9 protein-coding genes and 1 pseudogene are annotated in these 13,048 nt (G+C 72.4%); 6 read left to right on the top strand and 4 right to left on the bottom strand.

Annotation, left to right across the window (positions count from 1 at the left end; genetic code table 11):
* Nucleotides 1-391 precede the first annotated feature (391 nt).
* From WMF11_RS35205 to WMF11_RS35190, 4 genes are all read left to right on the top strand, one after another.
* Nucleotides 392-964 (top strand): CAP domain-containing protein, encoded by a 573-nt coding sequence (locus tag WMF11_RS35205; protein ID WP_437973838.1) that lies wholly within the window; start codon nt 392-394, stop codon nt 962-964.
* Nucleotides 867-1,286, top strand: a complete 420-nt coding sequence (locus tag WMF11_RS35200; protein ID WP_437973837.1) for a hypothetical protein — start codon at nt 867-869, stop codon at nt 1,284-1,286. The genes WMF11_RS35205 and WMF11_RS35200 overlap by 98 nt, the downstream gene beginning before the upstream one ends.
* 421 nt (nt 1,287-1,707) lie before the next feature.
* Nucleotides 1,708-2,130, top strand: a complete 423-nt coding sequence (locus WMF11_RS35195; protein ID WP_437973836.1) for a hypothetical protein — start codon at nt 1,708-1,710, stop codon at nt 2,128-2,130.
* A 38-nt stretch (nt 2,131-2,168) separates the two neighbouring features.
* Complete coding sequence (locus tag WMF11_RS35190; RefSeq protein WP_437973835.1) at nt 2,169-2,669, top strand: hypothetical protein; 501 nt, start codon at nt 2,169-2,171, stop codon at nt 2,667-2,669.
* Here the strand turns inward: WMF11_RS35190 and WMF11_RS35185 are convergent.
* The 3 genes and pseudogenes from WMF11_RS35185 to WMF11_RS35175 all read right to left on the bottom strand — a co-directional run bounded on the left by WMF11_RS35185 (nt 2,660) and on the right by WMF11_RS35175 (nt 5,234).
* The gene (locus tag WMF11_RS35185) at nt 2,660-2,959 is read right to left on the bottom strand and encodes a hypothetical protein (RefSeq protein ID WP_437979427.1); all 300 of its coding nucleotides are present in this window, start codon (nt 2,957-2,959) and stop codon (nt 2,660-2,662) included. The genes WMF11_RS35190 and WMF11_RS35185 overlap by 10 nt on opposite strands.
* Nucleotides 2,960-3,030: 71 nt before the next feature.
* A pseudogene (locus tag WMF11_RS35180) lies at nt 3,031-3,210 on the bottom strand (transposase); the annotation flags it as partial.
* Nucleotides 3,211-3,593: 383 nt separating this feature from the next.
* Nucleotides 3,594-5,234: a mechanosensitive ion channel family protein gene (locus tag WMF11_RS35175; RefSeq protein WP_437973834.1), complete on the bottom strand. Its 1,641-nt coding sequence runs from the start codon at nt 5,232-5,234 to the stop codon at nt 3,594-3,596.
* A gap of 723 nt (nt 5,235-5,957) precedes the next feature.
* Here WMF11_RS35175 and WMF11_RS35170 point away from each other — a divergent pair.
* Nucleotides 5,958-6,218: a hypothetical protein gene (locus WMF11_RS35170; protein ID WP_437973833.1), complete on the top strand. Its 261-nt coding sequence runs from the start codon at nt 5,958-5,960 to the stop codon at nt 6,216-6,218.
* Between the two features lie 192 nt (nt 6,219-6,410).
* A complete protein-coding gene (locus WMF11_RS35165; RefSeq protein WP_437973832.1) occupies nt 6,411-11,438 on the top strand; it encodes an AAA family ATPase in 5,028 nt (1,675 codons plus the stop codon).
* Nucleotides 11,439-11,501: 63 nt separating this feature from the next.
* On the opposite strand, the gene WMF11_RS35160 is transcribed toward WMF11_RS35165, so the two are convergent.
* Complete coding sequence (locus WMF11_RS35160) at nt 11,502-13,043, bottom strand: hypothetical protein (RefSeq protein WP_437973831.1); 1,542 nt, start codon at nt 13,041-13,043, stop codon at nt 11,502-11,504.
* Between the last annotated feature and the right edge of the window lie 5 nt (nt 13,044-13,048).

Raw genomic sequence — 13,048 nt, 5'->3', positions numbered from 1 at the left:
GCGGGCATCAGCGATCACCCCACGCGCTCGCTGGACCTGCCCCCGGGCGTCACTCGACGGATCCACCGCGCCCTGTGCATGGACGGGCAGAGCGTGGAGGAGGCCCAGTGTCGCAGTCGACACGAGCGCCGTTCGCGTGATGCGCGTCGATCGAGTCATTGGATGTTCCCTCGTTGCCTTGAAGGACCTATGCGCGCAGGTAAAAGAAGCCGGATGATGGCCGGATTTTCATCCGGCTGGATAATGGCTATCCCGACGTCCGGCGCCATGCCCGGACGCCGCCGTCCACACGGCTGTAGGGCTTCTCGGTACAAGGCCTGTCGTGCGTTGACATGGCCCATCATCGAATGAATTGTTGCGGCGCGCGGCCGAGCTGTAGGACGATGGTTCCGTGAATACGCTCGGCTCACGTCTCCACGGGTTCGCGCTGTTCTCCCTGATGCTCGCCCTCGCTGCCGGATGCGGCAGCTCGTCCGACGACGGCGATGCCCCGGCGAGCGGCCAGGGCGACGACGAGCCGCCCCGGATGGTCGGGATGACGGCGGCCCACAACGCGGCGCGCGCCGCGGTCGACCCGCCCGCCGAGCAGCCGCTGCCCCCGCTCTCGTGGTCGTCCGAGCTCGCCGCGGTGGCTCAGGCCCATGCCGATAAGTGTGTGTTCCGCCACAGCGCGAACGGCTACGGAGAGAACCTCTTCGCGACGTCGAGCGGCGCCTCACCCGCCCCCGAGGATGTCGTCGGCTCGTGGATCAACGAGGCGGTCAGCTACGACCTCGCGAGCAATGCCTGCAGCGCCGCCACGTGCGGCCATTACACCCAGGTGGTCTGGGCCGACTCCCTGCGGCTCGGCTGCGGGATCGCCAGCTGTGCGGACGGCTCACCGTTCGAAGGGGGCAGCGCCTGGCAGTTCTGGGTGTGCACTTACGATCCTCCCGGCAACTTCGTCGGCCAGCGCCCCTACTGAGTCGACACCATCGTCGAGGCCGCAGCTCGCCCACGCCGAGCCCCCGACGCTGGAGCAACGGCGCGCGCTGAGCGCGGCGAGCCGGGCGGTCTTCGAGCGCACGCGGCAGCTCCTGTCGCGCCACAGCGCGGAGATCGCGCAGCCGGATCTCGATCTCGCCACGTACGTGGTCCTGCGCATGTTCGAGGAGCTCGTCTACGCGGCGGCCCTCGATCCGCCTCCCGGCGTCGAGGACGGCGGCCTCCGGCGGGCGATCACGAACGGGCTCCTCGGCTACCTCACCGTCGCCGCCGGAGGCGGGGCCCGGGCGGACGGCCCCTAAGATCCGTCGTAGGCGCGGCGTGTGCCATCGCGGCGCGGTCGCGATGCGCGGCGGGCTCGCGCCAGACACCGGTCGGAGACGGAGCGCGCCATGCGATGACACCTCCAACGGAATCCCGAGAAGGTCGACACAATGGCGCTCGTCGGCGCGGACCGCGATGGGGTGATAGCTGGCCCCGTCCACGCGCGAGGATCGGCCCGGGCAAGGCCCGTCGCACCCGCCGCTCGCGAGGGCGAATCCGCACAGCGCTCGCGCCGCCGCGAGCCGTTTCGATGACACGCTGCCAGACGGGCACGCAGGCTGCACAGGGTCATGCTCCGTGAAAACCACGGTATCTCGGCGAGCTGAGGCCTCGGTTCTCTCGCGATCGCCCAGGTACACGGCTTGACATCCTTGCCAGGGGTACGATAAAATATCACACATGGGGAAGGCCAGCGCGGCAACAAAGCTTCCATCCGACGACGAGCCGGTGCGGCAGCACCTACTAAGGCTGATCGCCGAGCATCGCAAGCGTAGGTACGAGCCGCTTCACCTGGCCATTCACTTCGTGCATCCCAAGCACAAGAAAGACGTCTGTCTCTTCGAAGTACTGGGGGGATTCGGGGACGGCAGGATCGATCCGAAGCGTTCGATATTCGAGGTCGAATTCTCCTCGAACCCCAATTTTCCCATGCCGGACGAGCGCGATCTGCGCTTGTTCTTGACCAGCCCCGAAGAGCTGCGCGAGGCAGCCCGCGCGCGCTGGGCGTCCCTGAAGCAACTGCGAGATGCCATTCAGACAGAGCAGGCAGACGTCTTGTACAGCGACAGGGTAGGGAACGACCTCTTGAGGCTGCTGCGGTGAGACAAAGCACTGCGTGGCTCGTACAGGCGAGATCGGACATGAAGGCGGCGCTCAAGCTGGCCGGGGACAGGACGCAACCCGAGGCCTACTGTCAGGTCGCGGCGAAGGCGCAGCAGACTGTTGAAAAATCGATCAAGGCGCTGCAATCCGCACTTCACGATGCGCGGCTTTACGGCAGCTCCGTCGGCTCAGCTCACCCGGTTTCCAGCGTAGCATCTGCCATAAGGATTGCCGCGCCCAACTGGCCGAAGAAGCTCAAGGGGAATCGAAAGAAGGTTTTCAGCATCCTGTCGGACACTCGACTGAAGGCAATCAAACTCCTCGATGATATCGTCCCTCAGTATCCGGCAACGGGACAGCTGCCACGACGCAACACAGAGTATCCGTTTCAGGACACCCCTGGGCGCGACACCTGGCGGGCTCCTGCCGAGAGAGGAGTGTTCACGAAGAGCGAAATAGATAGATTCCTTCAGTGCGCGCAGGACATTCAGGACATGACCAGCAAGCTCGTGACGGCCCTGGAGCTAGCCTATCCGTAGCTCAGCTCCCCGCAGCCGGCCGAGAGCCCCCCGCAGAGCGCGCGCCGCCCGGGGAGCGCGCGCACCTCGGGCGACCGCAGCGGCGCGAGGAACTCCTCGACGAGGTCGCGCGCGATCGCCACGAGCCGCCGCAGGACCCGCGACCGCGCCCCCGCGCCGAGGTCGTCGAGCGCCGCGAGCCGTACGTCGGGCAGGAGCAGCGCCGGGCGGCGCGCGAGCTGCCCGTAGATCTCGGCGAGGAGCGCGACGTGCGACTCGAACGAGCGCTCGCGGAAGTCCTTGCGCGCCAACGTGGGCGGCTAGCAGACGCGAGCACTCCCGCGTACTTGACCGTGTGAAACCGCGGCGGCGGGACGCTGGCCGCGAGGCGGCGCAGGAGCGAGAGCGGGTCCATGTCGACCGCGACGGTCCCGTCGGCAAAGGCGCGCTTGAGCGACAGCCGCACCAGGCCGTCCTGTTGCAGCTCGACGCGCTCCTGTGCGATCGGGGGTCTCAGGACGTAGCGCAAGAGCGCCTCCCTCAACGCCCCCTCGCCGTCCACGCGCTCCTCTCGGGCCAGCGGGGCGCGCTCGACGGCGACGCGGGGCGCCGGACGGCCGAGCTCCGGCAGCGCATCGCCGCGGTCGCGGGCGACCTCGACCGCCGCGGCTTCACCCCGAAGCAGCTCGCGCGGCAGCGCCGGAGCCTCGGCGCGTCGCTCGCGCTCCTCGACGAGACGAGGGCGGCCGGCGGCGTAGCGCCCGAGGCGCTGACCGCCTTCACGCGCGCGCAGACCGACGCCGTCCTGCGCAACGCCGAGGACGCGGTGCGCGACCCGATCGAGACGATGCACGCCACGGTCGAGGCGTGGCGGCGGCAGGTGACCACCGCCCGCAGCCGGTGGCGACGTAGGCCCGCGCGGGGCGCCGACGGCGCGCCGCCGGCTCACGCCGATGCCACGCCCCCCGTCGGGCCCGAGGCGCCCCGCGGCTCGCCCTCTCCCTCGAGCGCCACGCGCGCCCGCGGCAGGTACCGCCCGCCCTCCAGCGACGTCAGCCGCTTGATGAGCCCCTCGCGCACCGCGCAGCGCAGGTCCCAGAGCTTGCCCGCCTCGGCCGCCGAGACCAGCGCCCGGAGCGCTAGGGTCTGCGCCGTCGCGTCGACCACGACGAGGCCCGCGACCTTCCCGTCCCAGTTCGCGTCGGCCGCGCACAGCCGCGCGACCTCCGCGCGTATCTCGTCGATCGGGACCGTGTAGTCGGCGTGGACGAAGACCGTGCCGAGCAGATCCGGCGATTCCTTCGTCCAGTTCTGGAACGGCTTCTCGAGGAAGTAGGTGATCGGCACGACGAGCCGGCGCAGATCCCAGACCTTCACGACCACGAACGTCAGCGTGATCTCCTCGATCCAGCCCCACTCCCCCTCGACGATCACGGTGTCGCCGATGCGGATCGGCTGCGAGAAGGAGAGCTGCAGGCCGGCGAGCAGCGTGGCGATCGACTTCTGCGCCGCGAAGCCGACGACCACGCCGGCGATGCCGGCGGAGGCGAGCAGCGAGACCCCGACCTTCCGGACCACGTCGAACTGGAGGAGCACGAGCGCGACGGCCACCACGCCCACGAGGGCGTTGGCGATGCGCCGCACCATGGCGACGCGGGTCTTGCTGCCCCGCGCGAGCGCCATGTCCGTGACGCTCGCGGTCACGCGCTCGGTCACCGTGTCGCCGGCGAAGCGCACGAGGCACGTCGTGAGCCACGCCGCGGCGGTGATGAGGAGGGTCTGAAGGAGCGTGTCGACGACCTCCTGCGCGGGGGCGGCCAGGCGCAGCGGCCTGACAAGGCCGCTCGCGAGCGCCAGCGTCAAGAGCGCGCGCAGCGGCGTCCGGATCCCGTCGAGGAGCCGGTCGTCCCATCGCACCTCCGTCTGCCGCACGAGCCTGCCGGCGCCGACGGAGACGAGGCGGCCGAGCAGCAGGCCGCCGAGCGACGACGCGGCGATCGCCGCCACGAGGCCGAGCCACTGCCAGGCGGCGAGCCCCAGGAAGCGCATCCGGGAGAGCACCGCCGGCAGCCGCTCGGCGATCGGCCCCGGACCGAACGCCTCGTGCAGCTCGGGCACGGCCGCGATCGTCGACCGCGAGACGAGCCAGATCGGCGCGCCGCCCGGGCCGGCCGCGCGGCTCAGGACGATCGGGATCGCGGTGTCCCCGAGCGGGATGCGCCCGACCTCGTCGCGGCCGGGCCCGTCGGCCGGGTCGCCCTCGGGCTCGTCCGAGAGCTCCTCCCACGCGTTCCAGAGCCGCTGGTCGAGCACGAACGTGAGCTGCGCGGCGAGCTCGGGCCCGCGCTCCGCCTGCGCGGCGCGCGGGATGGCGGACAGGTCGAGCGCGTACGCCGCGACATCGTGGCGCCCCTCGCGCGAGGCGTCGATGAGCAGCCGCAGGGCGCGCCGGGGCGTCGAGCGGTCCGCGTCCGCAGGCGGCAGGCCGTCCTGCGGCCCCGCGACCGCGCGCGTCGAGAACATGAGCATCGCGGTCAGCAGCGTGAGCAGCGCCGCCGCCGCGATCCCCGATTGGGTTCGCTTCACTTCATCAATCTCCGGGATCTGGTACCGAGCACACGGCGGCGGGACACGTGCTCGTCCCGGGCCCAACCGGCCGGGATGCTTCGCGCAAATTGCTTTGAAGTCAAACAAACTCGAGCGCGGCGCGCGCCCTGGGGCTGTGCGGCCCCAGGGCGCGCGACGGCGGCCGCGCCCCTCGCGCCGGCGGGCGTCATGGGGCTCGGGGTGCTCTTCGTGCTCGTCTTTCGCGACGGCAGATGGGCTCCTCTTGGGGGGCGCGCGCCACGGCGGTCGTCCCGGCCGGCGCGGCGCGCAGGTCTGCGCAGGGCGCAATCAAGGACGGTGCCCGCCGCCGAACGCCCGGACACACGCGGTCCGGCGACGCGCGAGGAGCGGTGGCTGCGCAATGCATTGCCGCAAGCCGCAGCGTGATTGCGCAAAGACGCGCGGACGGGCGGGATCACCACCGGCCGGGGGTCGACCATCCCACTATCCAGGGTCGACCATCCAACTATCCATGGTCGACCATCAGCCCGTCCATGGTCGACCATTCACATATCCAGGGTCGATCATCACATCTCCGTGGATTGACCATCAAGCCATCCAGGGTCGACCATCCACTCTCCGTGGATTGGCCATTCACGGCCTGGCGCCGACCGTCCCGCTGTCGAGGACCGACGCGCCTCGGCCGATATCTGACCGTCACCATCCGATCGGCGGAACGTCACCCAGCCGAAATCGAACCGCTTGCGCCGAGCGCTGCTCGGCGTGCGCGCCAACGTGGGCGGCGAGCTAGCAGACGCGAGCGTGGTAAGCCCCGTCGAGAAAGACAACGTCCAGATGTGGATTGAGCCGCAGGTCGCCGGACGTGCGTTGCACGACGGTCACCGCGCCGCTCTTGGCCGCGCCGAGCGCGCCTCGGCGCACGGCGCGCTGTTCGTACAACCGCTCCACGCTCTCGACGAAGAGGCGCGTCAGCGCGCCGAAGAGCGCGCCATCCTGGGCTAGCTTGCGCCGCCACAGGAGTCCGCGATTTCCATCCGCGAGCCTCGGGTCGGCGAGACGGCCGGCGGGGTGGCGATGCGCTGACGCGCATGCTTTACCCGGTCGCGCGGCGTCACGTACGCTCGGAAGCGGGGGCGCGATCGATGACTCGCGCGGCGGCCGGGCGCGACGATCGACGGGTCACGAGGCACAATCATGGCACAACAGGGCGCGTACACGTTCACCGCGAAGCTGCACGAGGGCGCGGGCGTGGTGATCCATCGGGCCGTCCGCGCCCGCGACGGCGCCCGCGTGGTCGTCAAGATCGGCAAGGGCGGGCCGCTCGCGCCGGCGATCCACGGCGCGCTTCGGCGGGAGTTCGCGGTGCTGCGATCGCTCGACCTGCCGGGCGTGATCAAGGCGCACGCGCTCGAGACGATCGGCGACGAGCTCGCGCTGGTGCTCGAGGACTGCGGCGGTCGCTCGCTCGACGTGCTGTTCCACGCCGGCGCCCTCGACCTCGCGGCGGTGCTGGCGATCGGCGTCGAGGTGGCGGGCACGCTCGACCTGCTGCACCGCTATCCGCTGCTGCACCGCGACGTCAAGCCGCACAACATCGTCTACAACCCGGCGACCGGGCAGGTGAAGCTGATCGACTTCAGCCTGGCGATCGCCGGCGGCGAGGACGAGGCGTCGCGCGTCGATGCGGGCGCGGGGATGGCAGGCACCCTGGCGTACATGTCGCCCGAGCAGACCGGGCGGATGAACCGGCCGGTCGACGCGCGCTCGGACCTGTACTCGCTCGGCGTGACGCTCTACGAGCTCGTGACCGGGGTGCTGCCGTTCGAGGCCGGCGACGCGATGGCGCTGGTCCACAGCCAGCTCGCGCGCGTGCCGGTCGCCCCGGCGGTGCTGATGCCGAAGGTGCCGCCGGTGCTGTCGGACATCATCATGAAGCTGCTCGCCAAGGCGGCCGAGGATCGCTACCAGAGCGCGGCCGGGCTGCGGGCCGACCTGCAGCGCTGCGCGGCCGCGTGGGCGGCGACGGGGACGATCGAGCCGTTCGCGCTCGGCAGCGCCGACCGGCCGTCGACCCCGCGGATCCCGCCGCGCCTGTACGGACGGCAGCAGGAGATCGACGTCCTGCTCGCGACCTCCGCCGGCGTCGCCGACGGCGCGCGCGCGCTGCTGCTCGTGCGCGGGACCGGCGGCTCCGGCAAGTCGGCGCTGGTCCAGACGCTGGCGGCGCCGGTCGCCCGCGGCGGCGGGTTCTTCGTCGCCGCCAAGTGCGATCAGTACGACCGCGGCGCGCCGTACGCCCCGATCGCCACGGCGCTGCGCGAGCTGTGCCGCGCCCTGCTGACGGCCGCGCCCGAGGTCCTCGAGGCGTGGCGGCGCGCCCTCGCGTCCGCCCTCGGCAGCAGCGGCAAGCTCCTCACCGATCTGATCCCCGAGCTCGAGCTCATCGTCGGCCCGCAGCCCGAGGTCCCGCGGCTCGGCCCGGCCGAGTCGCAGAACCGCTTCAACCTGATCTTCACCGCCCTGCTGCGGGTCTTCGCCGCCGCCGACCACCCGCTCGTGCTCGTGTTCGACGATCTGCAGTGGGTCGACCCGGCGTCGCTGCGCCTCTTGCAAGAGATGCTGCTCGACGCCGAATGCAGGTACCTGCTGGTGCTCGGCACCTACCGCGACGACGACGTCGGCCCCGGGCACCCGCTGCCGGCCGCGCTCGCCGAGCTGCGCGCGGCGGGGGTCGAGGTCGGCGACGTGCCGCTCGGTCCGCTGGCGCTCGCCGACGTCGAGGAGCTGCTGGCGGACACGCTGGTGATGGCGCGGTCGCAGGTCGCCGCGCTGGCGCGGATCGTCGGCCAGAAGACCCACTGCAACCCGTTCTTCATCGGCCAGTTCCTGCTGCTGCTCGTCGAGGACGGCCTCCTGCGCTGGGACCCCGCCGCGTGCCGGTGGGTGTGGGACGACGCGCAGGTGCAGGCGCGCGACGTCACCGACAACGTCGTCGCCCTCGTCACCAGCAAGATCCGCCGCCTGACCCCCGCGGCCCAGCGGCTGCTGCAGCGGGCCGCGTGCGTCGGCCATCGCTTCTCGTGGCGCGTGCTCGCGGCCGTCGGCAGCGAAGACGGCGACGACGCGACCGCGGCGCTCGGCGAGCTGGTCCGCGAGGGCCTGGTCGTGCCGCTCGCCGGCGGCGAGGGCGACGATCTCCACCGCTTCCTCCACGACCGCGTGCAGCAGGCCGCCGGCGCGCTGCTGGCGAGCGAGGCGCGGGAGGAGACGCACCTGCGCGTCGGCCGGCTGCTGCGCGACGCGTACCCGGCGGGCGTGCCCGACGAGGCGCTGTTCGAGGTCGTCGGCCACCTCGACGTGGCGCTGGCGCGGATCGACGGCGACGAGCGGCTCGATCTGGCGCGACTCAACCTCCGCGCGGGCCGGCGGGCGCGCGCGGCGACGGCCTACCACGCGGCGCGGCAGTACTTCCAGGCCGGCTGCGAGTGCCTCGGCGCCGACCCGTGGGCGCGCTGGTTCGATCTGGCGTTCGCGCTGCGCGTCGAGCTGGCCGAGTGCGCGTACCTGTGCGGGGCGTTCGCCGAGGCCGACGCGCTGTTCGAGGAGGCGCTCGCGCGGGCGCGCTCGCGCGAGGAGCGGGCGCAGGTCTACGACCTCCGCGTCCTCCTCCATGCGGCGATGGGCGACTTCGCGGCGGTGGTCGCGGCCGGGCGCGCGGCGCTGGCGTTGTACGGCTTCGGCCTGCCCGATGAGGGCCCGGCGCTGCAGGAGGCCGTCGCGGCCGCGTTCGCGGCAGCCCACGAGCACCTCGGCGAGCGGCGGATCGGCGCCTTGCTCGACGCCCCGCCGGCGCGCGACCCGGACGTCGAGGTCGTGATGCGGCTCCTGGCGTCGATGTCGGGGCCGGTGTTCGTCGGCAGGCCGGCGCTGTTCCCCCTGATCGTGCTGCACATGGTCAACCTGTCGCTGCGCCACGGCAACGCCGACGGGTCGGACTACAGCTACGCCGTGTACAGCATCCTGCTCGCCGGCGTCTCCGGCGAGCTCGGCAAGGCCTACGAGTTCGGCGAGCTCGGGGTCAAGCTCAACGAGCGCACCGGCAACCTGCGCACGCGCTGCATGGTGCACTTCTTGTTCGGCACGTCGGTCGTGTTCTACCGCCAGCCGTATTCGGCCGGCGAGGAGTACCGCGATTCGGCGCGTCGCGTCGCGCTCGAGGTCGGCAACTTCGCCTACGTGTCGTTCTACTGCCTGCAATCGGCCGCGCTGGCGCTGATCGCCGACGCCGACATCCGCGGCGCCGAGGCCCGCATCGACGACGTCACGGCGCTCCTGCGGAAGACCCGCGACGTCGCGTCGACGGCGGTGGTCGCGTTCATGCGCCGCGTGGTCGTCAACTTGACGGGCGAGTCGGCGACGAGCGCCCTCGACGGTGACGGCTTCGATGAGGGCGCGTTCGTCGCCCACATGCCGCCCGGGGGGCTCGTGCCGTGGCTCTACGCGGTCAGCAAGCTGCGCCTCGCCTACCTGTACGGCGAGTACGAGCGCGGGCTCGAGCTCGCCGTCCGCGCCCGCGAGCTGCACGAGGGCGGCGCCGGGGCCGGGCACATGTACTCGCCCGAGCAGTACGCCTATTCGGGCCTGGTCGCCGCGGCCCGCTGGGACGAGGCCAGCGAGGCGGAGCGCGAGGCGCTGGCGCAACGGCTCGAGCGCGAGCGCGCGGCCCTGCGGCCGTGGTCGACGAGCAACCCGTCGCAGTTCGTGGCGCTCCAGCACCTGCTCGACGCCGAGGCGGCGTGCCTGGCCGGCCGCGACGCCGAGGCGATCGCGGGCTACGAGCAGGCGATCGCCGAGGCGCAGGCGCGCGGGTTCGTGCTCCACGCGGCGCTGGCGAGCGAGTGCGCGGCGCGGCTGCACCTGCGCCGCAACCGCCGCGCGCTGGCCGGCGCCTACCTGCAGGACGCCCACGTCGGCTTCGCCCGCTGGGGCGCGGCCGCCAAGGCGAGCCAGCTGCTGCTCACCCGCGCCGACCTGCTCGCCCCGCCCGCGCCCGCCCGCGCCGGGCACAGCACGAGCCGCTCGACGACCACCACCCGCAGGCTCGGCGGCGGCTCGCTCGACCTCGAGGGCCTGATGCACGCCGCCCAGGCGGTCGCCGGCGAGCTGGTGCTCGACCGGCTGCTCGACCGCCTGATGCGGATCGTCATGCTCCGCGCCGGCGCCCAGCGCGGCTTCCTGCTCGTGCCGCAGGGCGAGGACCTGTCGATCGCCGCCGAGATGCGCACCGCGCCCGACGAGGTCCGCGTCGGCCTCGACCAGCCGATGCGCGACGCCGCCGCCCTGGCGACCTCGGTGGTCCGCTTCGTCGCCCGCAGCCGCGAGGGCGTGCTGCTCGGCGACGCCGGCGCCGAGCCCCGCTTCGCCCGCGACCCCTACGTCGCCAGCCAGCGCCCGCGCTCGGTGCTGTGCCTGCCGCTGCTCCACCAGGGCCGGCTGTCGGGGATCCTCTACGTCGAGAACAACGCGACCCGCGATGCCTTCGCGCCCGAGCGCGTCGAGCTGCTGCAGCTGCTGTCGGCGCAGGCGGCGGTGGCGATCGAGAACGCCCGGCTGTACGCCAGCGTGCAGCAGGCCCGCGAGCAGCTCGAGCAGCAGGTCGAGGCGCGCACACACGAGCTGCAGACCGCGCTCGGGCAGCTCCAGGCGGTCAACGCCGACCTGGTGCGCCAGGGCGAGGCGCTGCGCGAGGCCCACGCGCAGACGCGCCGCGAGATCGGCGAGCGCGAGCGGGCCGAGCGCGAGCGGTCGGCGGCGCAGGCGGAGATCTTGCGCGTCCAGGAGGAGCGCCTGGCGGACATGGCGGCGCCGCTGCTGCCGATCACGGAGAGCATCGTGGTGATGCCGCTGATCGGGGTGCTCGACGACGCCCGCGCGTCGCAGGTGCTGGCGACGGCCCTCGAGGGCTCGGTCCGCACGCGCGCGCGGGTGGTGATCCTCGACATCACCGGCGTGCGCCAGCTCGATGCCGCCCCGGCGGCGATCCTCGTCCGGGCCGCGAGCGCGCTGCGCCTGGTCGGCGCCCAGGCGATCCTCACCGGGGTGCGGCCCGCGGCGGCCCAGCTGCTCGTCCGCGACGCCGCCGGGCTCGACGGCCTGCTGACGCTCGGCACGCTGCAGAGCGGCATGGCCTACGCGCTCGCCCATACCCGCGGCCGCGGCTGAGGCGCCGGCGCCAGGGGCCGTTCGCCGCCGGACGCACGGCCTGTCGTCCCGAGAAGATCCCGACTAGTCAGGGAACCGAAGCGTCTCGGCGGCAATGCCCTCCTCCCCTGTGACCTCGTCGCCGGACCAGATATCCCAGCTCACGCCGCCCTTGCCGGGCAGTCCGAGCTCATAGGAAACGCCCTCCAGCGTGAGCTGGTCCTCGTCGAGGTAGGCGATGCCGATCGAGTCGCCGCCACGCCCGGGGCCGCCGTAGCCGCCGGGACCCCCGTCGCCCCCGTTGGCACCCTGACAGGACCACAGGCCGCCCCCCAAGGCGCCTCCCGGAGCGCCGCGACCGCCTCGGCCGCCTTCCTCGGGGGGCCCGCCGTCGCCGCCCTGCCCGGCCTCGGATGTCTCGATCTCGCTATCGCGCACGGTCAGCTTGGCATGAAGCGCGATGATGCCGATCGACGGATAGCCGTTCTCGCCACCTCGGCCACCTCGACCGCCGCAGCCGCCGGCGCCGCCGGAGCCGCCGCCGGCTCCTCCCTTCGACCCCGCACCGCACACGGCGAGCCCTCCCCGATGGCCGCCACCCCCGCCGCCGCCCTGGCCTGGCATGCCCCTGCCCCCGTCGCCGGCTTTGTCGGATTCCCACCCTGCCTCGGTGATGCGCCCCATGCCCTTGCCGGCGGCACCGGTCACACCTTGCGCGCCGCTGCGCCCGACAGATCCCTCGTCGCACTCGACGCCTGTCACCTCCCCGTTTCCCCCCCGCCCGGACGTCGGGCTGTACGCAACGAACGGCTGCCCGTCCTCACCGTCGCCGGCGCCGTCAGGAAGCCCGTCCCCTCCCTTCCCACCGACGCTCGGAATCCCTCCGTCGCACGGGTTCACCGCCGCAGCGCCGCCAGGGACGACGGCGGCCGAGCACGCATTGCCACCGTACTGCCCATCGGGCCCCTCCGCTGCCCGATTCGGATAGGGCCATTTCTCGGCATCGCGGCCCCCCCATGCGAAAGAGGCGCGAACCCGGCTCCGGATGAGCTCCACGGCCGTGCCGGACTGGATGAGCATCCCGATGGAGCCGTGCGAAGAGAACCGCATGTCGACGATCGTCGATATTGCGTCCGCGGCTCCCGTGTCTCCGGGGCCCGCGGGCACGACCGTCAGGATGGCCTCGAAGGTATCGACGATCTGAAGGGTCGGGCGCCCGCCGGGCTCGTGCGCAAAGCTCAAGCAGTGGTATCCGCCGATGAGATCCACGCCGGACGGCAGCGCCAGGGGGCCGTAGAACCCGTCGTTGCACGCGAAGACGCGCCCTCGTCCGATGCGCGCGAGCTCGACGCCGCGCTGCAGCGTGCGCACCGGCTTGTCCTTCGTGCCGGGGTTCGCGTCGTCGCCGTTCCCGAACATCCCCGCGACGAACACCCCGCAGCCATCCTCCAGCACCTTGGCGGCGAGGCGCTCGAGACAGACCGACTCCGGCGGCGCGTCGCCTGGACACCACGACGCGCCGTCGCACGCCGCTCCGCCGGCGTCGCTCGGGCCTGGTGCGGTGCCGCAGCCTGCCGCAACGAGCAGCACTGCGGGGAACAGGGTGATCGCTCCTGTGATTCGCATGGTTA

It is taken from the genome of Sorangium sp. So ce295 (assembly GCF_051527405.1).
Lineage (GTDB): Bacteria > Myxococcota_A > Polyangia > Polyangiales > Polyangiaceae > Sorangium > Sorangium cellulosum_B.
Note: the sequence above shows the minus strand (reverse complement) of the source record. Positions and strands in the feature narration are given on the sequence as shown.